The organism is Pseudomonas putida (genome assembly GCF_002906855.1).
Classification (GTDB): domain Bacteria; phylum Pseudomonadota; class Gammaproteobacteria; order Pseudomonadales; family Pseudomonadaceae; genus Aquipseudomonas; species Aquipseudomonas putida_N.
The window spans coordinates 510612-529686 of the sequence record NZ_MINI01000038.1 but is presented as its reverse complement, the minus strand read 5'-3'; the positions used below and the strand labels follow the sequence as shown (position 1 = coordinate 529686).

18 protein-coding genes and 1 tRNA gene are annotated in these 19075 nt (G+C 62.9%); 10 read left to right on the top strand and 9 right to left on the bottom strand.

Annotated elements, in window-relative coordinates; translation table 11 throughout:
* The first annotated feature begins 3 nt into the window (after window positions 1-3).
* The gene (locus BGP85_RS14925; protein ID WP_003255717.1) at window positions 4-261 is read left to right on the top strand and encodes a hypothetical protein; all 258 of its coding nucleotides are present in this window, start codon (window positions 4-6) and stop codon (window positions 259-261) included.
* 58 nt (window positions 262-319) lie between these two features.
* Here BGP85_RS14925 and BGP85_RS14920 read toward each other — a convergent pair whose 3' ends face one another.
* A complete protein-coding gene (locus BGP85_RS14920; protein ID WP_103448633.1) occupies window positions 320-1426 on the bottom strand; it encodes a choline metabolism transcriptional regulator GbdR in 1107 nt (368 codons plus the stop codon).
* Window positions 1427-1819: 393 nt separating this feature from the next.
* Window positions 1820-3196, bottom strand: a complete 1377-nt coding sequence (locus BGP85_RS14915) for an L-serine ammonia-lyase (RefSeq protein ID WP_103448632.1) — start codon at window positions 3194-3196, stop codon at window positions 1820-1822.
* A gap of 442 nt (window positions 3197-3638) precedes the next feature.
* Between BGP85_RS14915 and BGP85_RS14910 the strand changes: the two genes are divergently transcribed.
* From BGP85_RS14910 to choV, 3 genes are all read left to right on the top strand, one after another.
* Entirely contained in the window at window positions 3639-4586 is a 948-nt protein-coding gene (locus BGP85_RS14910; RefSeq protein WP_103448631.1) for a choline ABC transporter substrate-binding protein, read from the top strand.
* 81 nt (window positions 4587-4667) lie between these two features.
* Complete coding sequence (gene choW / locus BGP85_RS14905) at window positions 4668-5516, top strand: choline ABC transporter permease subunit (RefSeq protein WP_177408542.1); 849 nt, start codon at window positions 4668-4670, stop codon at window positions 5514-5516.
* A complete protein-coding gene (choV, locus tag BGP85_RS14900) occupies window positions 5513-6691 on the top strand; it encodes a choline ABC transporter ATP-binding protein (RefSeq protein ID WP_054886704.1) in 1179 nt (392 codons plus the stop codon). The genes choW and choV overlap by 4 nt, the downstream gene beginning before the upstream one ends.
* 36 nt (window positions 6692-6727) lie before the next feature.
* Here choV and hisF read toward each other — a convergent pair whose 3' ends face one another.
* The 6 genes from hisF to BGP85_RS14870 form a co-directional block, all read right to left on the bottom strand.
* Complete coding sequence (hisF, locus tag BGP85_RS14895; protein ID WP_011536177.1) at window positions 6728-7498, bottom strand: imidazole glycerol phosphate synthase subunit HisF; 771 nt, start codon at window positions 7496-7498, stop codon at window positions 6728-6730.
* 10 nt (window positions 7499-7508) lie between these two features.
* Window positions 7509-8246, bottom strand: a complete 738-nt coding sequence (hisA, locus tag BGP85_RS14890; protein ID WP_003255731.1) for a 1-(5-phosphoribosyl)-5-[(5-phosphoribosylamino)methylideneamino]imidazole-4-carboxamide isomerase — start codon at window positions 8244-8246, stop codon at window positions 7509-7511.
* Between the two features lie 27 nt (window positions 8247-8273).
* On the bottom strand, window positions 8274-8534 hold the full coding sequence (locus BGP85_RS14885) for a DUF2164 domain-containing protein (RefSeq protein WP_060512242.1): 261 nt from the start codon (window positions 8532-8534) through the stop codon (window positions 8274-8276).
* The gene (gene hisH / locus BGP85_RS14880; protein WP_060512243.1) at window positions 8535-9173 is read right to left on the bottom strand and encodes an imidazole glycerol phosphate synthase subunit HisH; all 639 of its coding nucleotides are present in this window, start codon (window positions 9171-9173) and stop codon (window positions 8535-8537) included. It lies immediately after the preceding gene.
* On the bottom strand, window positions 9174-9767 hold the full coding sequence (gene hisB, locus BGP85_RS14875; RefSeq protein ID WP_027917570.1) for an imidazoleglycerol-phosphate dehydratase HisB: 594 nt from the start codon (window positions 9765-9767) through the stop codon (window positions 9174-9176).
* Window positions 9768-9937: 170 nt separating this feature from the next.
* Window positions 9938-11599, bottom strand: coding sequence for an OFA family MFS transporter (locus BGP85_RS14870; protein WP_103448630.1), 1662 nt, complete (start codon window positions 11597-11599; stop codon window positions 9938-9940).
* A 367-nt stretch (window positions 11600-11966) separates the two neighbouring features.
* On the opposite strand from BGP85_RS14870, the gene BGP85_RS14865 reads away from it, so the two are divergent.
* The 6 genes from BGP85_RS14865 (at window position 11967) to BGP85_RS14840 (ending at window position 17385) form a co-directional block, all read left to right on the top strand.
* On the top strand, window positions 11967-14204 hold the full coding sequence (locus tag BGP85_RS14865; RefSeq protein ID WP_103448629.1) for an AsmA family protein: 2238 nt from the start codon (window positions 11967-11969) through the stop codon (window positions 14202-14204).
* Complete coding sequence (gene mutY / locus BGP85_RS14860) at window positions 14201-15268, top strand: A/G-specific adenine glycosylase (protein ID WP_103448628.1); 1068 nt, start codon at window positions 14201-14203, stop codon at window positions 15266-15268. Before BGP85_RS14865 ends, mutY begins: the two co-directional genes overlap by 4 nt.
* Window positions 15265-15537: an oxidative damage protection protein gene (locus BGP85_RS14855; RefSeq protein WP_103448627.1), complete on the top strand. Its 273-nt coding sequence runs from the start codon at window positions 15265-15267 to the stop codon at window positions 15535-15537. Before mutY ends, BGP85_RS14855 begins: the two co-directional genes overlap by 4 nt.
* A gap of 90 nt (window positions 15538-15627) precedes the next feature.
* Window positions 15628-15703: transfer RNA gene (locus tag BGP85_RS14850), tRNA-Phe, on the top strand.
* 188 nt (window positions 15704-15891) lie between these two features.
* Window positions 15892-16881 (top strand): polyphosphate kinase 2, encoded by a 990-nt coding sequence (ppk2, locus tag BGP85_RS14845; protein ID WP_103448626.1) that lies wholly within the window; start codon window positions 15892-15894, stop codon window positions 16879-16881.
* Between the two features lie 60 nt (window positions 16882-16941).
* Window positions 16942-17385 carry a hypothetical protein gene (locus BGP85_RS14840; protein WP_027917576.1) on the top strand — a complete coding sequence of 148 codons (444 nt, stop codon included), beginning with the start codon at window positions 16942-16944 and terminating at the stop codon, window positions 17383-17385.
* A gap of 184 nt (window positions 17386-17569) precedes the next feature.
* On the opposite strand, the gene gabP is transcribed toward BGP85_RS14840, so the two are convergent.
* The gene (gabP, locus tag BGP85_RS14835; RefSeq protein ID WP_103448625.1) at window positions 17570-18955 is read right to left on the bottom strand and encodes a GABA permease; all 1386 of its coding nucleotides are present in this window, start codon (window positions 18953-18955) and stop codon (window positions 17570-17572) included.
* Between the last annotated feature and the right edge of the window lie 120 nt (window positions 18956-19075).

The window sequence follows — 19075 nt, the reverse complement described above, 5'->3', positions numbered from 1 at the left end:
GCCATGATGCATGCGGATTTGATAGACCAGGACGACCTGGCAGGCCACCTGCGCGCTCGCGGGTTCGACATACCGGCCGGGGCCAGTGCCGAGCAGGCCTGCGAAGCGGTGGTGCGGGGGCTGACCGAGCCTAATGCACGGGCGTTGAAGGGGATGGTGGAGCAGATGTATACCGGAAGCGCGACCATTTTACCGGCAGTGCGCCAGGCCATCGACAAGCAGCTGTTGCCAGCGTTGGCGCAATTCAACAAGCGCGCTTGACCGAGTTTTCCTGAACCGGCCTCTTCGCGGGCAAGCCCGCGAAGAGGCCGGTGCTATTTCAGAGCCTTACGCTGGCAAAGGTCGACTCGTTGCGAGCCTGGCTCAGGGCCGCCATCGGCCCGCTGTGCGGCGACAGGGTCATGGCCTGCGGGATAGGCATCATCGCCACCTGCTGCGCAGTGTTGGAGCCGACACGCTCGTCACGCGGCGGAATGCCGAAGTACTCGCGGTAGCACTTGGAGAAGTGCGGCGTGGAGACGAAACCGCACACCGAGGCCACTTCGATGATCGACATCGGCGTCTGCTTGAGCAGCTGCCGCGCGCGGATCAGGCGCAGCTTCAGGTAATAGCGCGACGGCGAGCAATGCAGGTACTTCTGGAACAGCCGTTCGAGTTGGCGGCGCGATACCGATACGTACACGGCCAGTTCGTCGAGGTCGATCGGCTCTTCGAGGTTGGCCTCCATCAGCGCGACAATTTCCTGCAGCTTCGGCTGGTTGGTACCGAGCATGTGCTTGAGCGGTACGCGCTGGTGGTCCTGTTCGTTGCGGATGCGCTCGTAGACAAACATCTCGGAGATCGCCGCCGACAGCTCGCGGCCGTGATCGCGGCTGATCAGGTGCAGCATCATGTCCAGCGGCGCGGTGCCCCCGGAGCTGGTGAAGCGGTTACGGTCGAGGGTGAACAGACGGGTGCTCATGTTGACCCGCGGGAAGGCCTCCTGCATGGCTGCCAGGCATTCCCAGTGTACGCTGCAATCAAAACCATCGAGCAGCCCGGCGCAGCCCAGTGCCCAGCTGCCGGTGCATACTGCACCGAGGCGGCGCGACTGGCGCGCCTGGGCCTGCAGCCAGGTGACATGCTCACGGGTGACGGTACGCTGGATGCCGACGCCACCACAGACGATCACGGTATCGATCGGCGGTGCGTTATGCATGGCGGCATCGGGGGTGATCTGCAGGCCGTCGCTGGCCCACACCTGGCCGCCATCGACGGTCAGCGTATGCCAGCGGTACAGCTCGCGGCCGGACAGCTGGTTGGCCATGCGCAGCGGCTCGACCGCCGACGCCAGGGAAATCAGGGTGAAATTGTCCAGAAGAAGAAACCCGATGGACTGGGGTGCTGTGCGGTTCTGGGTTGGATTCCCGGAGGTGTACGACGTCATCGCGATTTCTCCTCACACAAATGCAGGGTATGCCTCAGGCGGGCACTGATTTCTTGTTATGGCCCCAGATTCGTATGCAGGGGCTTGGTTGCCAATCTCAACGCAAAGGCCGTGCCTGAAATTGAACGGCCATCCAAAAAAACCTGAAAACGACGCCTTCGTTCGGCAAATCAGGGACTTCGGTCGAGTTGGCCAGTCTGCGCAAAGCGCCGTGCTAGCGCCTTGCGTGTAACAACTGAGCAATTTGGTGACACGCGCAGTGTAGGTTGCCCAGAAACGACACTCTTGAGTGTCACCGACAATGCCCGCACTGATAGCGACACCCGACGATCGGTAGAAACACAAACGCCCCGAAACGGGGCGCTGTAGGCGGATCAGCGCGTTATCGGCGCATCAACATTCAATGGCGCTGACCGCCAGGCCACCGCGCGAGGTCTCTTTATATTTGTCGTGCATGTCGGCACCGGTGTCGCGCATGGTACGGATCACCTGGTCGAGGGAGATGAAGTGCTCGCCATCGCCGCGCAGGGACATCTGCACAGCATTGATCGCCTTCACCGCAGCAATCGCGTTGCGCTCGATGCACGGCACCTGTACCAGGCCTCCGACCGGGTCGCAGGTCAGGCCAAGGTTATGTTCCAGTGCGATCTCTGCGGCGTTCTCCACCTGCGGCGGGGTCGCCCCGAGGACTTCGGCAAGGCCCGCAGCGGCCATGGCGCAGGCCGAGCCGACCTCACCCTGGCAACCGACTTCGGCACCGGAAATCGACGCGTTCTTCTTGCACAGGATGCCCACGGCAGCGGCAGCGAGGAAGTAGTCGACCACGCTGGACTCATTCACGGCATCGCTGAAGCGCATGTAGTAGTGCAGCACCGCTGGGATGATGCCGGCCGCGCCGTTGGTGGGCGCGGTAACCATGCGCCCGCCGGCGGCGTTCTCTTCGTTGACCGCCAGGGCGAACAGGTTGACCCACTCCATGGCGCTCATGGTCGAGCCGATCACGTTGGGCTTGCCGATTTCCTGCAGGCTGCGGTGCAGCTTGGCAGCGCGGCGGCGCACATTGAGCCCGCCGGGCAACGTGCCTTCGTACTTCAGGCCGTTGTTGACGCATTCCTGCATGGCTTCCCAGAGCTTGTGCAGGCCGGCGCGGATCTCTTCCTCGCTGCGCCAGACCTTCTCGTTGGCCATCATCAATTGCGACACGCTGAGGTCGTTTTGCTTGCACAGACGCAGCAGTTCGGCGGCGCTGTTGAAATCATACGGCAGCACCGTCTGGTCGGCATCCAGCACGCCGCTAGCGGCCTGGGCGGCGTCGACCACGAAGCCGCCACCGACCGAGTAGTAGGTATCGCGGTGCAGCTCGCCCTGGGCGCCTTCGGCGATCAGGGTCATGGCGTTGGGGTGGTATGGCAGGTTCTCGTCCAACAGCAGCATGTCGCGGGCCCAGACGAACTCGATGGGCAGGCGGTTATCCAGCTTCAGGGTGTTGGTTTCGCGCAGGTCGGCGATGCGCGGGACGATCTGGGTCGGGTCGATGGCGTCCGGCCATTCGCCCATCAGGCCCATGATGGTGGCGTTGTCAGTACCGTGGCCGATGCCGGTGGCCGACAACGAACCGTACAGCCGCACTTCGATCCTTTGCACCTGTTCCAGCTCGCCGCGCTCACGCAGGCCCTGGACGAACAAAGCGCCAGCACGCATGGGGCCGACGGTGTGGGAGCTGGAAGGCCCGACACCGATCTTGAACAGGTCGAACACGCTGATGGCCATTGTCGAATCACCTCTTGCTGGGCTTGTCTCTGCGCGCCATGCGCAGGGCGGGGCAACTGCTAGGCTGAAGCTGCGAGCCGCCACGAATGCACGCATCATCGGGCTTTTGCCTGCCCCCTCGCCGTCTGCAACCGACGTACTTTTGTCCAGCAGCGCCGCAGCCTTTTCGGCCACCTGCGCGCCGCTTTCGAGCGGCCTGGTGACGCAAAAATGCGGCTACGGGGGTGGAAAAACTCATAAACGACATCGCCAGTACTGGATGCGACCCGTTCCGTACTGGTTACGACCCCACCAGTAGGCGATTGCCCGGCGCTGGAGGATTATCGAAAGCGACTCGTAAAGCACGGCCACGCAACCTGCCCTCTGCAGGCCTGGTCGACCGGACCCTGAGAAAGCCCGGCGACCCATGCGAACCCGAAGACAAAATCACAGGAGTCCATCCATGAAAGGTTCACCCTCGCTGTTGCTGGTTGCGATGCTGTCCGCACCTCTGCTGGCCCAGGCCGCCGAGCCCGAGCAGTGCCAGACGGTACGCTTCTCCGATGTCGGCTGGACCGATATCACCGTGACTACGGCAACCACCAGCGTTGTGCTCGAAGCACTGGGTTACAAGACCCACACCACCATGATCTCGGTACCGGTGACCTACAAGTCGCTGGCCACCGGCAAGGACCTGGACGTGTTTCTCGGCAACTGGATGCCGACCATGGAGAACGACATCAAGCAGTACCGCGACGCCGGCACTGTGGATACCGTGCGCGCCAACCTGGAGAACGCCAAGTACACCCTGGCGGTACCCCAGGCGCTGTATGACAAGGGGCTCAAGGATTTCAGCGACATTCCCAAGTTCAAGAAGGAACTGGACGGCAAGATCTACGGCATCGAGCCCGGCAACGATGGCAACCGCACCATCCAGAGCATGATCGACAAGAACGCCTTCGGCCTGAAGGATGCCGGTTTCAAGATCGTCCAGTCGAGCGAAGCCGGCATGCTGTCGCAGGTAGACCGTGCGCAGAAGCGTAACGAGGCGGTGGTGTTCCTGGGCTGGGAGCCGCACCCGATGAACACCCGCTTCAAGATGCAGTACCTGACCGGCGGGGACGAGTTCTTCGGCCCCGAGTTCGGCAAGGCCACCGTGCTGACCAACACCCGCAAGGACTATGTGCAGGAATGCAGCAACGTCGGCCAGCTCTTGAAGAACCTGTCGTTCGAGCTCAAGGATGAAAGCACCATGATGGGCTATGTCCTGGACGACAAGATGAAGCCCGAGGCGGCCGCCAAGAAGTGGCTCAAGGACAACCCCGGCAAGCTGGACACCTGGCTGGCGGGCGTCACCACCGTGGATGGCAAACCCGGCCTTGAGGCGGCCAAGGCCAAGCTCGCTCAATAACGCAATACGTCGTAGCGCTACCTCGGGGCGGGACCGTGCCCGCCCCGGACTGATTTCAATCTTTGCAGGTGGAAGCTCGCTATCATGCTCATCGATCAGAAAATACCCTTGGGTCAGTACATCGCGTCGTTCGTCGAATGGCTGACCCAGAATGGCGCGAACTACTTCGACGCCATTGCCCGAGGCCTGGAGTTCATGATCCATGGCGTCACCAGTACCCTGACCTTCTTCAACCCGTTCGTGCTCATCGCCCTGTTCGCCGCCTTGGCGCACTTCATCCAGCGCAAGTGGGCGCTTACCGCATTCGTCGCCCTTTCCTTCCTGCTGATCCTCAACCTGGGGTACTGGCAGGAAACCATGGAGACCCTGGCCCAGGTGACCTTCGCCACCGTGGTCTGCGTGGCCATCGGCGTGCCGCTGGGCATCGTCGCCGCGCACAAGCCAATGTTCTACACCGCCATGCGCCCGGTGCTCGACCTGATGCAGACCGTGCCAACCTTCGTCTACCTGATCCCGACCCTGACCCTGTTCGGCCTGGGCGTGGTGCCGGGGCTGATCTCGACGGTGGTGTTCGCCATCGCCGCGCCGATCCGCCTGACTTACCTGGGCATCTGCGACGTGCCGCAAGAACTGATGGACGCCGGCAAGGCGTTTGGCTGCTCGCGCCGCCAGCTGCTCACTCGTATCGAACTGCCGCACGCGATGCCGAGCATCGCCGCCGGCGTCACCCAGTGCATCATGCTGTCGCTATCGATGGTGGTGATTGCCGCCCTGGTGGGCGCCGATGGCCTGGGCAAACCTGTGGTCAACGCACTGAACACCGCTGATATCTCCCTGGGCTTCGAAGCGGGCCTGGCGATCGTGCTGCTGGCGATCATGCTCGACCGTATCTGCAAGCAACCGGAACTGCCGGTAAGGGGTGAGGCATGAGCATCATTCGATTCGAAGACGTAGACGTCATCTTTTCCAACAAGCCGCGCGAAGCACTGGCGCTGCTGGACAAGGGCCAGACCCGCGAACAGATCCTCAAGCAGACCGGCCTGGTGGTCGGTGTGGAAAAGGCCAACCTGGATATCAACAAAGGCGAGATCTGCGTACTGATGGGCCTGTCCGGCTCGGGCAAGTCGAGCCTGCTGCGCTGCATCAACGGCCTCAACACCGTGAGCCGCGGCAAGCTGTTCGTCGAGCATGAGGGCAAACACATCGACATTGCCCACTGCACCCCGGCAGAGCTGAAGATGATGCGCACCAAGCGCATCGCCATGGTGTTCCAGAAGTTCGCCCTGATGCCGTGGCTGACGGTGCGCGAGAACATCAGCTTCGGCCTGGAAATGCAGGGCCGCCCGGAAAAGGAACGGCGCAAGCTGGTCGACGAGAAGCTCGAACTGGTCGGCCTGACCCAGTGGCGCAACAAGAAGCCGGACGAACTTTCCGGCGGCATGCAGCAGCGTGTGGGCCTGGCCAGGGCGCTGGCGATGGATGCCGACATCCTGCTGATGGACGAACCGTTCTCGGCCCTCGATCCGCTGATCCGCCAGGGCCTGCAAGACGAGTTGCTGGGCCTGCAGGCCAAGCTGAGCAAGACCATCGTGTTCGTCAGCCACGACCTCGACGAGGCCCTGAAGCTGGGCAGCCGCATCGCCATCATGAAAGACGGGCGGATCATCCAGTACAGCAAGCCGGAAGAGATTGTGCTGAACCCGGCCGACGAGTACGTGCGTACCTTCGTCGCCCACACCAACCCGCTGAACGTGCTGTGCGGCCGCAGCCTGATGCGCAGCCTGGACAACTGCAAACGGGTCAATGGCTCGGTGTGCCTGGACCCGGGTGGCGATTCGTGGCTGGACCTGGGTGAAGGGAATTCGATCAAGCGTGCACGCCAGGGGCAGAACGGGCTGGACATGCAGAACTGGGTGCCGGGGCAGGCCGTGGAAGGGCTGGGGCGCAAGCCGACGCTGGTGCACGCCGATATCGGAATGCGTGAGGCGCTGCAGATTCGTTACCAGACGGGCAACAAGCTGGTGCTGCAGGAGAATGACAAGGTGGTGGGGATACTTGGGGATACCGAGCTTTACCACGCCTTGCTCGGCAAGAACCACGGGTGATGCCATTGGGGCTGCACAGCAGCCCCAATCAATGGTTCAGCGAACGACGATACCGCGCGAAGCCATGTAAGCCTTGGCCTCAGGCACCGTGTACTCGCCAAAGTGGAAGATGCTGGCCGCCAGCACCGCGCTGGCATGCCCTTCGAGAATCCCGTCAGCCAGGTGCTGCAGGTTACCCACACCACCCGAAGCGATCACCGGAATCCCCAGCGCATCGCTAATGGCACGGGTCACACCCAGGTCAAAACCGTTCTTCATGCCGTCCTGGTCCATGCTGGTCAGGAGGATCTCGCCGGCACCCAGGCCTTCCATCTTCTTCGCCCATTCAACGGCATCCAACCCGGTAGGCTTGCGCCCGCCGTGGGTGAAGATCTCCCAGCGCGGCGCTTCACCTGGCCCGGACACCTTCTTGGCGTCGATGGCGACGACGATGCACTGCGAACCGAAACGGTCCGCCGCCTCGCCGACGAACTCCGGATTGAACACCGCAGCAGTGTTGATCGAAACCTTGTCGGCACCGGCGTTGAGCAGGTTGCGGATGTCCTGCACGGTGCGCACGCCACCGCCCACGGTCAGCGGGATGAACACCTGGCTGGCCATGCGCTCGACGGTATGCAGCGTGGTGTCGCGGCCATCAACGCTGGCCGTGATGTCGAGGAAGGTGATTTCGTCGGCACCCTGCTCGTTGTAGCGACGGGCGATTTCCACCGGGTCGCCGGCATCACGGATGTTCTCGAACTTGACGCCCTTGACCACCCGGCCGTTGTCCACGTCCAGGCAAGGGATGATGCGCTTGGCCAGTGCCATGGTTCAGTCCTCAGCCTTGGTAGTTGTCGCAGAAGGCCTGGGCCTCGGCGACATCGAGGGTGCCTTCGTAGATGGCACGGCCGGTGATGGCGCCGATGATGCCCGGGGCCTTGGCGTCCAGCAGGGCCTTGATGTCACCCAGGTTGTGAATGCCGCCCGAGGCGATTACCGGGATGCGCGTAGCTTCGGCCAGGGCTTTGGTGAAGGGCACGTTGCAGCCCTGCATCATGCCGTCCTTGGCGATGTCGGTGTAGACGATCGCCGAGACGCCATCGGCCTCGAAACGCTTGGCCAGGTCGATGACCTGCACCGAACTCACTTCCGCCCAGCCGTCGGTGGCGACGAAGCCGTCTTTGGCATCCAGGCCGACGATGACCTTGCCCGGGAACGCCTTGCACGCTTCGGCAACGAATTCAGGCTGCTTGACCGCCTTGGTGCCGATGATCACGTAGCTGACGCCAGCCTTGACGTAGTGCTCGATGGTTTCCAGCGAGCGGATACCGCCGCCGATCTGGATCGGCAGGTTCGGGTAGCGCTTGGCGATGGCAGTAACCACTTCACCGTTGACCGGCTGGCCTTCGAAGGCGCCGTTGAGGTCAACCAGGTGCAGGCGGCGGCAGCCACCCTCGACCCACTTGGCGGCCATGCTCACCGGGTCGTCGGAGAATACCGTGGAGTCTTCCATGCGGCCCTGGCGCAGGCGCACGCAGGCACCGTCCTTCAGATCGATAGCGGGGATAATCAGCATCTTGGGAACCTGTCTGTTCTTGGGGGTTCAGGGCTTTTCGAGTGCCCACAGATCGCTTTCGATGCTCTCGAACCGCTCCTTGAGGTGCAGCTGAACATCGGCAATCGCCCTGTTGTAGTAATGGGGTGCAATTTCTTTGCTGAACAGCTCGAGGACCTCGGCCACCTCGAACGACCCGAGCTGCAGCTCGAAGCGGTCTTCGAGAAAACGCTTGAGCGTGTCGAGCGCCTCGCGTTCCTCTTCGGGGGCCAGGGTGATGACCGGGGCCTTGGTCTTCGAACGGCTCATTTACCAGCGCCCGTCCCAGGCGACGAAGTTCTGCAGCAGCTGCAGGCCATGGGTATGGCTCTTCTCCGGGTGGAACTGCACGGCAAAGCGCGAGCCATCGGCCAGCGCGGCAGCGAAGTCGACGCCATAGTGGCCGCGGCCGACTACCTGGCCAGGCTTGCCGGCATTGATGTAGTAGCTGTGCACGAAGTAGAAGCGTGCACGGTCGGAAATGTCGTGCCACAGCGGGTGGTCGATGGTTTGGCTGACTTCGTTCCAGCCCATGTGCGGCACCTTCAGGTGTTCGCCGTCTTCTTTCAGGTCTTTGCCGAAGAAGCGCACCTGGCCAGGGAACAGGCCGATGCAGTCGACACCGTCGTTCTCTTCGCTATGGTCGAGCAGCGCTTGCATGCCGACGCAGATGCCGAGGAACGGGCGGTCCTGGCTTACTTCGCGGACCAGGCTATCGAAGCCCAGCCGGCGGATTTCGGCCATGCAGTCGCGGATCGCACCCACACCAGGGAACACCACGCGGTCAGCCTCGCGGATCACCGCAGCGTCGCTGGTGACCAGCACCTTGCCGGCGCCGACGTGCTCGAGCGCCTTGGCCACCGAGTGCAGGTTGCCCATGCCATAGTCGATTACGGCTACCGTCTGCATTTACAGGCACCCTTTGGTCGACGGCATCTGCCCGGCCATGCGCTCGTCGAGGGTCACGGCCATGCGCAGGGCGCGGCCGAAAGCCTTGAACACGGTTTCGATCTGGTGGTGGGTGTTGTGGCCACGCAGGTTGTCGATGTGCAGGGTCACCAGGGCGTGGTTGACGAAGCCCTGGAAGAACTCCTGGAACAGGTCGACATCGAAGCCGCCAACGGTAGCGCGGGTGTAGGGCACATGCATCTGCAGGCCAGGGCGGCCGGAGAAGTCGATGACCACGCGCGACAGCGCTTCGTCCAGCGGCACGTAGGCATGGCCGTAGCGGAAGATGCCTTTCTTGTCGCCGATGGCCTGGGCGAATGCCATGCCCAGGGTGATACCGACGTCTTCGACGGTATGGTGATCGTCGATATGCAGGTCACCCTTGCACTCGATATCCAGATCGATCAGCCCATGACGGGCGATCTGGTCCAGCATGTGTTCAAGGAAAGGCACACCGATATCGAATCGGGCCTTGCCACTGCCATCGAGGTTGATCGAGCACTTGACCTGGGTTTCCAGGGTATTGCGCTCGACGGAAGCCTTACGTTCGACCATCACCAGCTCCGCAAAATCATTGGGCGAAAAGGGCTCCATTATAGGCCCAGAACGCGCCAGCTTGAAACGCGGATGACATATGGCATGGCAAGGAATTGCGGGGCCGGACGGCCCTACAGGTCTATACAAGCAGGTCATGGGGGCTGCAAGGCAACCCCCAGATGGCTACATCAATGGAACAGTACAGCGGTCTTCTGCAGGGTCACCCACACACCCCAGGCCAAAGGCACGACCACCACAGCCCAGGCCAGCAGCACCAGCGGCAGGCTACCCGGTGCGGCATGCCACTCCAGCGAACGGGCACCGTCAGCACCCTTGTCGTGGCTCAGCGCACGTTCGGCAGCCAGCTCGGCATCGCTCATGAAGTGCTTGTCGGCGACCGGGCGGATCAGCAGGTTGCAGAAGAAGCCCAGCACCAGCAGACCGGCGAGAATGTACAGGGTCATGTCGTAGGCCGCTGCACGCTCCACACCCGCCGCCAGCTGGTACTCGCGCAGGTAGGTGATCAGCACCGGGCCCAGCACGCCGGCTGCAGCCCAGGCAGTCAGCAGGCGACCGTGGATGGCGCCGACCATCTGCGTGCCGAACAGGTCTGCCAGGTAGGCCGGCACGGTAGCGAAACCACCGCCGTACATCGACAGGATGATGCAGAACGCCGCGACGAACAGCGCCACGTTGCCCAGGTGGCCCATGTTGGGCACCAGGCTATAAAGGCCGACGCCCAGGGCGAAGAAGGCGAAGTAGGTGTTCTTGCGGCCGATGTAGTCGGAGAACGACGCCCAGAAGAAGCGGCCACCGATGTTGAACAGGCTCAGCAGGCCGGTGAAGCCAGCGGCAATGGCCGCGATCTGCGCCAATTGCGCGGCATTCAGCTCACTGAAGCTCAGCTCGTTGCCCAGCAACTTGCCAGCGAACACTTCCTGCAGCAGCGGCGACGCCATGCCGAGGATGCCGATACCGGCCGAAACGTTCAGGCACAGCACCAGCCATACCAGGGCGAACTGAGGGGTTTTCCAGGCAACGCTTACATGCACGTGACGATCGGTGACCATGCCGTTACCCGCTTTTCTCACCGGAGCGGTCCAGCCTTCAGGTTTCCAGCCGGTCGGCGGCACGCGGTAAGCCAGGGCGCCAGCGGTCATGAACACGAAGTAGATCGCGGCCATGGCGACGAAGCTCTGCCACACGCCCACCTCATGTTCGTTGCCGAAGTGGCCCATCAACGCGGTGGCCAGCGGTGCGCCAACCATGGCGCCCCCCCCGAAGCCCATGATCGCCATGCCGGTGGCCATGCCGCGCTTGTCCGGGAACCACTTGATCAGGGTCGAGACCGGCGAAATGTAGCCCAGGCCCAGGCCGATACCGCCGATCACACCGGAGCCGAGCCACATCAGCCACAGCTGGTGGGTCTTCACGCCGATCGCCGAGATCAGCATGCCGCCACACCAGCACAGCGCCGAAACCAGGCCGGCCTTGCGCGGGCCGGCGTGTTCCAGCCAGCCGCCGAGTACTGCGGCCGAGCAGCCGAGGAAGACGAAGAACAGGGTGTAGATCCAGCTCAGCATCGAGATCGGCCAATCGCATTCGGCGCTGAACATACGGGCGATGAAGCCCATGTCGGCCGAACAGGCAACCGGCGCGGTGATGCCAATGGCTTGCGACAGTGGCAGCCAGAACACCGAGAAGCCATAGGCCATGCCGATGCACAGGTGGATGGCCAGGGCGGCTGGCGGGACCAGCCAGCGGTTGAAGCCCGGGCGGGCAATGATACGCTCCTTCGACAGGAAGCTCGGCGCGCTGGCCAGCCCCTCTGCCGTGATGGTACTGCTCATGGATTCGATCCTTTTATAGGTAGTCAGTGCTGGCGGATGGCATCCCGGGCTCTTGTGCTCGCACGCAGGGCGAACTGGACTTTTCCCTGGGCAACGGCCCGCGACAATGAGTCGCGGCCGCTCCGCAAAGCGGCACAAGGGTACCAGTTCGCAGATGACATGAAAGCAATCTGATATCGTTATTTTTCGCCTGGCTGAATCGGTATTTCTACACAATCCAGCGGCGAAGGAACTGACAAAACCACCGCTGTCGAATCACGCAAACATCGGAAATGCCCTGCATCGCTAGTCGAATACGCAGGCCCCACCCCTGCGGCGCTATACTCAGCCGCTCGGAATTCACACTACGGACTACAAGGACTCGCCCATGAAAGCGTTCGGCAAAATCCTGGGACTTGGGCTTCTCGGGTTGCTGCTGATCATCGTGGCGCTGGGCTTCGCCCTGACCCACCTCTTCGATCCCAACGACTACAAAGACGAGATCCGCCAATTGGCGCGCGACAAGGCCCACGTCGAGCTGACCCTCAACGGCGACATCGGCTGGAGCCTGTTCCCCTGGTTGGGCCTGGAACTGCACGAAGCGAGCATCGCCACCCTGACCAAACCCAAGGAACCGTTCGCCGACCTGCAGATGCTCGGCCTCTCGGTGCGCGTGCTGCCATTGCTGCGTCGCGAAGTGCAGATGAGCGATGTACGCGTCGAGGGCCTCAACCTGACCCTGGCGCGTGACGAAAACGGCCACGGCAACTGGGAAGACATCGGCAAGCCGCTGCCGGCTGCAACCGACGGCACTGCCAACGCCCCCGCCCAGGCACCTGCCGAGCAGCCCGCCAAACCTGTCGAAAGCAGCAGCGAGCGCGCGGTGAAGCTCGACATCGACAGCCTCACCGTGAACAACGCCCGGGTCTACTACACCGATGCCAAGAGCGGCCAGAGCTACAGCGCCGAAAGCATCCAGCTGAGCACCGGCCCGGTCCACGAAGGCACCAACATCGCCCTCAAGGCCAGCGCCTTCCTCAGCGCCAGCCAGCCGGCCATCAAGGCCCGCACCGAGCTGGCTGGCGAGCTGCGCTTCGACCGCAAGCTCAAGCGCTACAACTTCGAAGACCTGCGCCTGACCGGCGAAACCTCGGGCGAACCTACCGGTGGCAAGACCGTCACCTTCGGCGCACAGGGCCAGTTGCTGGTCGACATGGGTGCCAACGTGGCCTCGTGGAACAGCCTGAAGGTCTCGGCCAACCAGCTGCGTGCCCTCGGCGAGCTGAACGTGCGTGAACTGGACAAGACCCCGCAACTGAGTGGCGGCTTGTCCATCGCCCAGTTCAACCTGCGCACCTTCCTCGACGGCATCGGCCACCCGCTGCCGGTCACCACCGACCCCGCCGTGTTCGGCAAGCTGGAGCTGGTGACCCGCCTGCAAGGCACGCCAACCAGCCTGAGCTTGGCCGACCTGGCCGTGAAACTGGACGACAGCACCTTCACAGGCCGTGTGGCCATCGAGGACTTCGCCAAGCAGGCCCTGCGCCTGCAGCTCAAAGGCGATAAGTTCGACGCCGATCGCTACATGCCGGCCAAGAGCGAAGAGGCCAAGGGTGCCACTGCCGCACGTCAGGCCGAGGTCCAGCAACAGGAATCCAGCGCCGTGGCCGCTGCCGGTAGCTCGCCGCTGCCCAGCGCCCCGACTCAGGTGGCCTGGAGCGGTGACAAGCTGCTGCCGGTCGACCGCCTGCGCGCACTCGACCTGCAGGCCGACCTGGCCTTCGGCTCGCTGACGCTGGACAAAATGCCGATCAGCGACGCCCAGCTGCAGGCCACCGGCCAGGGCGGCCTGCTGACCTTGCAGGCGCTACGTGGCGGCCTCTACAACGGGACTTTCGAAGCCAAGGGCAACCTCGACGTACGCCCTGCCGTGCCGCAGCTCGGTATCAACACCAAGATCAACCGGGTACCGGTCGAGCACTTCATCAAGGCCGAAGGCAAGGAGCAGACCCCGCCGGTCAAAGGCCTGCTCACCCTGACCAGTGATCTGACCGCCACCGGTAACAGCCAGAAGGCACTGGTCGATACCCTCAATGGCAGCGCAAACTTCGCCATCAATGACGGCGTGCTGGTCAACGCCAACCTTGAGCAGCAACTCTGCCAGGCCATCGCCACCCTCAACCGCAAAACCCTGAGCGGTGAGCCGCGCGGTAAGGACACCCCGTTCGAAGAACTGCGCGGCAGCCTGGTGATTCGCAATGGCGTGGCCAGCAACCCTGACCTCAAGGCACGTATCCCGGGCCTGACCGTCAACGGCCATGGCGACCTCGACCTGCGCGTGCTGGGCATGGACTACAACATCGGCGTGATCGTCGAAGGAGACCAGCGCGCCATGCCCGACCCGGCTTGCCAGGTCAACGAACGCTTCGTGGGCGTGGAAGTGCCGCTGCGCTGCCGCGGCCCGCTGGAACTCGGTGCCAAGGCCTGCCGCCTGGACCAGGACGGCCTGGGCAAGGTCGCGGCCAAGCTGGCCGGCAATCGCCTCAAAGACAAGATCGATGAAAAACTCGGAGACAAAGTGAGCCCAGAACTGAAAGACGCGCTCAAGGGGCTGTTCAAGCGATGACCCCCACGCAGTTCTCCAGCGCCGTGCTGGACTGGTACGACCAGCACGGTCGCCATGACCTGCCCTGGCAACAGGGCATCAACCCATACCGGGTATGGGTGTCGGAAATCATGCTGCAGCAGACCCAGGTCAGCACCGTGCTGAACTACTTCGACCGCTTCATGCAGGCCCTGCCAACCGTGCAGGCTCTGGCTGCGGCGCCGGAGGACGAAGTGCTGCACCTGTGGACGGGCCTTGGCTACTACACCCGCGCACGCAACCTGCAGAAGGCCGCGAAGATCGTCGTCGAGCAGCATGGCGGCGAATTCCCGCGCAGCGTCGAGCAGCTCACCGAGCTGCCCGGCATCGGCCGCTCGACCGCAGGTGCCATCGCCAGCATCAGCATGGGCATCCGCGCGCCGATTCTCGATGGCAACGTCAAGCGCGTGCTGGCCCGCTACACCGCCCAGGCCGGCTACCCCGGCGAGCCCAAGGTGGCCAACCAGCTGTGGGCCACGGCCGAGCGCTTCACCCCGCAGCAGCGCGCCAACCACTACACCCAGGCGATGATGGACATGGGTGCGACGCTGTGCACGCGCAGCAAGCCCAGCTGCCTGATCTGCCCGTTGCAGCGCGGCTGCGAAGCGCACCTGCACGGCGAAGAAACCCGCTACCCCGAGCCCAAGCCACGCAAGGCGTTGCCACAACGGCGCACGCTGATGCCGCTGCTGGCCAACCCTGAAGGCGCCATCCTGCTTTACCGCCGGCCATCCAGCGGCCTGTGGGGCGGCCTGTGGAGCCTGCCGGAACTCGACGATATTGCCCAGCTCGACGACCTCGCCTACCAGCATGGCCTGCGCCTGGCCGAAAGCCGCGCACTGGACGGCCTGACCCACACTTTCAGCCACTTCCAGCTGGCGATCGAGCCCTGGCTGGTACGCGTCGACCCGGTTGGCCAGCACGTGGCCGAGGCCGACTGGCTCTGGTATAACCTCGCCACCCCGCCGCGCCTGGGCCTCGCCGCCCCGGTCAAGAAGCTGCTCAAACGCGCGGCCGACGAACTGATTGCAGGAGAAGCCGAATGACCCGCACCGTGATGTGCCGCAAGTACAAAGAAGAACTCCCAGGCCTGGACCGCCCGCCCTACCCCGGCGCCAAGGGCCAGGACATCTACGAACACATCTCGGAGAAAGCCTGGGAAGACTGGAAGAAGCACCAGACCATGCTGATCAACGAAAAGCGCCTGAACATGATGAACGGCGAGGACCGCAAGTTCCTTCAGGGCGAGATGGACAAGTTCTTCGCCGGCGAGGAATACGCCCAGGCGGAAGGCTACGTTCCACCCGCCGAATGACCCCATGAAACGTAAGCGACGGAATTAATTTAAAATTTTTTCAAAAAGTCGTTGACGGGCCGTCAGAAAATCTATTTAATTCACCTCGTCGCCCAGATAGCTCAGTCGGTAGAGCAGAGGATTGAAAATCCTCGTGTCGGCGGTTCGACTCCGTCTCTGGGCACCACCTTCAAGCTTCTGGTGGTTGCAAAGTTACCCGAAGCGACAACGAGAAACCCGCCTAGTGCGGGTTTTTTGTTGTCTGTGATTTATTGCCCCGCCCTCCCTTCTGCCGTTGACCGGTATCAACAAGCCCTTTCTCGCTCAGACTCAAAATTGCAGGTGGACATTCGACCCGACCTCGCAAGGACCTCCATGAGCGAAGAAGCCACCCTCCTCCTCCCCGCCCCCGGCGAATCCTCTTCCCCCGCCCCTGTCGCACCTCGCCCTCGCCGCCCTCGCCAACGCAAACCCGAGCCCACCATCACTCAGGTCAGCCAGGCCCCAGCCGCGCTTGAAGTGGCCAGCGCACCGAAGGGCAGTACCGAAGACAGCACCTCGGCGCGCCTGCCGGCCAGCTACCCGTACCGCACCCGCCTGCGCCGCCAGGATTACGAAAAGGCCAAGCACGCGCTGCAGATCGAACTGCTAAAGGTACAAAGCTGGGTCAAGGAAACCGGCCAGCGCGTGGTGATCCTGTTCGAGGGGCGTGACGCGGCGGGCAAAGGTGGCACCATCAAGCGCTTCATGGAGCACCTGAACCCACGCGGCGCACGAATCGTCGCATTGGAGAAGCCTTCCGAGCAGGAACTGGGGCAGTGGTACTTCCAGCGTTACATCCAGCACCTGCCCACGGCGGGTGAAATGGTCTTCTTCGACCGCTCCTGGTACAACCGCGCGGGTGTCGAGAAGGTCATGGAGTTCTGCTCGCCGCTGCAATACCTGGAGTTCATGCGCCAGGCGCCGGATCTGGAACGCATGCTGTGCAACAGCGGCATCCTGCTATTCAAGTACTGGTTCTCGGTGAACCGCGAAGAGCAGCTGCGCCGCTTCATTTCACGCCGGGACGACCCACTCAAGCACTGGAAGCTGTCACCCATCGACATCAAGTCGCTGGACAAGTGGGAGGACTACACCGCAGCCAAGGAGGCGATGTTCTTCCATACCGATACCGCCGATGCGCCATGGACGGTGATCAAGTCGGACGACAAGAAGCGCGCGCGGATCAACTGCATCCGCCACTTCCTGCATTCACTGGATTACCCGGGCAAGGACCACCGGGTGGCGCACGCACCGGATGATCTGCTGGTCGGGCGGGCATCGCGCGGGTTCGAGGAGGATGAGCCGACAACACCCGCCAGTTGAATCACCCGGGCCGCTGCGCTTCAATACGCGCAATTTCCGAACACCCCAAGGATTCACCCCATGGCCACCCCAACCAAGCAACAGAAACGCGCCAAGCGCGCCGCCAGCAAAGCCAAGCAGAACCGCATGGTGCGCAGCGGCCAGGCGGTCAAGGCCAGCGCCGGTGACAGCGCGAGCATCGAGCAGGTGTTCAACAAGGCCATGGAGACCGACAGCTACAAAGAGCTGTTCGACAAGATGAAGGCCGCCCAGGAAACCAGCCTGGTGGCGATGATCTCGGTGTTCCTGGTCGACCCACTGCTGGCCCTGGTACTCAAGGGCCACAAGGAAGAGCACGCCACCGACTACATCGTGCTGGTGTTCAACGCCTACCGCACCTGGCTCGACGGCGCCGACGAAGACACCACCATGGCCTGGCTGGAGAGCGATGAGTTCCAGGAAGCCTATATCGCCGCTTCCGAGCTGGTGGCCAAGCAGCAGCAACAGCAGAAGCAGTTTGGCTGATCGGGCTTGGCAACCTGTTCCGGCCCATTCGCGGGGCAAGCCCGCTCCTACAGGATCACCTCAAGCCTAGGGCATGCGCTGTACCTGTAGGAGTGGGCTTGCCCCGCGAATGGCCAGGAACAGGCAATAGAAAAGGCCGCATCCTTCGCAGGATGCGGCCTTTCTTCATTTCAGAAAGCGCGGATCAGTTATCCAGCGCCACCCGCCCGGCAGCTTCGCGCTTGCGGTGCACCAGCAAGCCAGCCGCCACCACGCCAATGCTCAGCAGCGCAGTCGCGATGATCTCGGCACGGTGATCTTCACGCAGCGCCATCACCGCCAGCACGGCCACGATGAAGGCGATGGTCGCCCAGGTCAGCCCCGGGAACAGCCACATCTTGAAGTCGATCTTCTCGCCACGCGCTTCACGCTGGCTGCGCATGCGCAGCTGCGACACGGCAATCACCAGGTACACCAGCAGTGCGATGGCGCCGGAGCTGGCCAGCAGGAACTCGAACACCTGGGCCGGGGCCACGTAGTTGGCGAACACGCAGAGGAACGCGGCAGCGGTCGACAGCAGCACGGCCACATGCGGGGTAGCCGCCTTGGTGGTGCGCTGGGCGATGGCCGGGGCGTCGCCACGCTTGCTCAGCGAGAACAGCATGCGCGACGAGGTGTACAGCGCCGAGTTCAGACAGCTGGTCACGGCGACCAGTACGACGATGTCGACGATCAGCTTGGCGTTCGGCACCCCGATGCGGCTCAGCACGGTCTGGTAGGAACCCACTTCGGCCAGCGCCGGGTCGTTCCACGGCACCAGGGCCACAACCAGGAAGATCGACACCAGGTAGAACAGGCAGATACGCCAGATCACCGAGTTGGTGGCACGGCTGATCTGCTTGCCCGGGTCTTTCGATTCGGCTGCGGCGATGGTGACGATTTCGGTACCCATGAACGAGAACATGGTGGTCAGCATGGCCGCCAATACCGCGCCCAGGCCGTTGGGCATGAAGCCCTGGGTATCGAACAGGTGCGAAGCGCCGCTCACCTGGCTGCTCGGCACGAAACCGAACATGGCAATGCAGCCGACGACGATGAAGCCGATGATCGCCAGCACCTTGAGCAGGGCGAACCAGAACTCGAACTCACCGTAGTTCTTGACGCTGCACAGGTTGGTCAGGGTCAGCGCCAGGGTAATAAGAAGAGAGAAGGCCCACAGGTCCACGGACGGGAACCAGGCATGGAGAATGGCAGCAGCGGCGTTGGCTTCCAGCGGGATAACCAGCACCCAGAACCACCAGTACAACCAGCCGATGGTGAAACCGGCCCAGCGGCCAATGGCGCGGTCGGCATAAGTAGAGAACGAACCGGTATCCGGCGAGGCGATCGCCATTTCGCCAAGCATGCGCATTACCAGTACGACCAAGGTACCCGCGGCGGCATAGGCCAGCAGTACGGCCGGGCCGGCCGCTGCGATAGCGTGGCCGGAACCCACGAACAGACCGGCGCCGATAACGCCAGCGATGGACAGCATGGTGACATGCCGTTGTTTGAGCCCCTGAGCGAGGTCATTGGAATTGTTACCGCTCATTAAAACTACCTTTGTAAGGAGTGGACCACGCCGACTGCGGGAACAGAGCGCACCTGGGGTTGGCCTAGGCGTCGCTGCAATCGGCGGTTTCCTACTGGCAATAAGCGCGCCATGTGCTGA

Coding starts and splice junctions, on each gene's coding strand:
- BGP85_RS14925 (WP_003255717.1), top strand. CDS start 4: ATGATGCATGCGGATTTGATAGACCAGGACGACCTGGCAGGCCACCTG.
- BGP85_RS14920 (WP_103448633.1), bottom strand. CDS start 1,426: ATGACGTCGTACACCTCCGGGAATCCAACCCAGAACCGCACAGCACCC.
- BGP85_RS14915 (WP_103448632.1), bottom strand. CDS start 3,196: ATGGCCATCAGCGTGTTCGACCTGTTCAAGATCGGTGTCGGGCCTTCC.
- BGP85_RS14910 (WP_103448631.1), top strand. CDS start 3,639: ATGAAAGGTTCACCCTCGCTGTTGCTGGTTGCGATGCTGTCCGCACCT.
- choV (WP_054886704.1), top strand. CDS start 5,513: ATGAGCATCATTCGATTCGAAGACGTAGACGTCATCTTTTCCAACAAG.
- hisF (WP_011536177.1), bottom strand. CDS start 7,498: ATGGCACTGGCCAAGCGCATCATCCCTTGCCTGGACGTGGACAACGGC.
- hisA (WP_003255731.1), bottom strand. CDS start 8,246: ATGCTGATTATCCCCGCTATCGATCTGAAGGACGGTGCCTGCGTGCGC.
- BGP85_RS14885 (WP_060512242.1), bottom strand. CDS start 8,534: ATGAGCCGTTCGAAGACCAAGGCCCCGGTCATCACCCTGGCCCCCGAA.
- hisH (WP_060512243.1), bottom strand. CDS start 9,173: ATGCAGACGGTAGCCGTAATCGACTATGGCATGGGCAACCTGCACTCG.
- hisB (WP_027917570.1), bottom strand. CDS start 9,767: ATGGTCGAACGTAAGGCTTCCGTCGAGCGCAATACCCTGGAAACCCAG.
- BGP85_RS14870 (WP_103448630.1), bottom strand. CDS start 11,599: ATGAGCAGTACCATCACGGCAGAGGGGCTGGCCAGCGCGCCGAGCTTC.
- BGP85_RS14865 (WP_103448629.1), top strand. CDS start 11,967: ATGAAAGCGTTCGGCAAAATCCTGGGACTTGGGCTTCTCGGGTTGCTG.
- mutY (WP_103448628.1), top strand. CDS start 14,201: ATGACCCCCACGCAGTTCTCCAGCGCCGTGCTGGACTGGTACGACCAG.
- BGP85_RS14855 (WP_103448627.1), top strand. CDS start 15,265: ATGACCCGCACCGTGATGTGCCGCAAGTACAAAGAAGAACTCCCAGGC.
- ppk2 (WP_103448626.1), top strand. CDS start 15,892: ATGAGCGAAGAAGCCACCCTCCTCCTCCCCGCCCCCGGCGAATCCTCT.
- BGP85_RS14840 (WP_027917576.1), top strand. CDS start 16,942: ATGGCCACCCCAACCAAGCAACAGAAACGCGCCAAGCGCGCCGCCAGC.
- gabP (WP_103448625.1), bottom strand. CDS start 18,955: ATGAGCGGTAACAATTCCAATGACCTCGCTCAGGGGCTCAAACAACGG.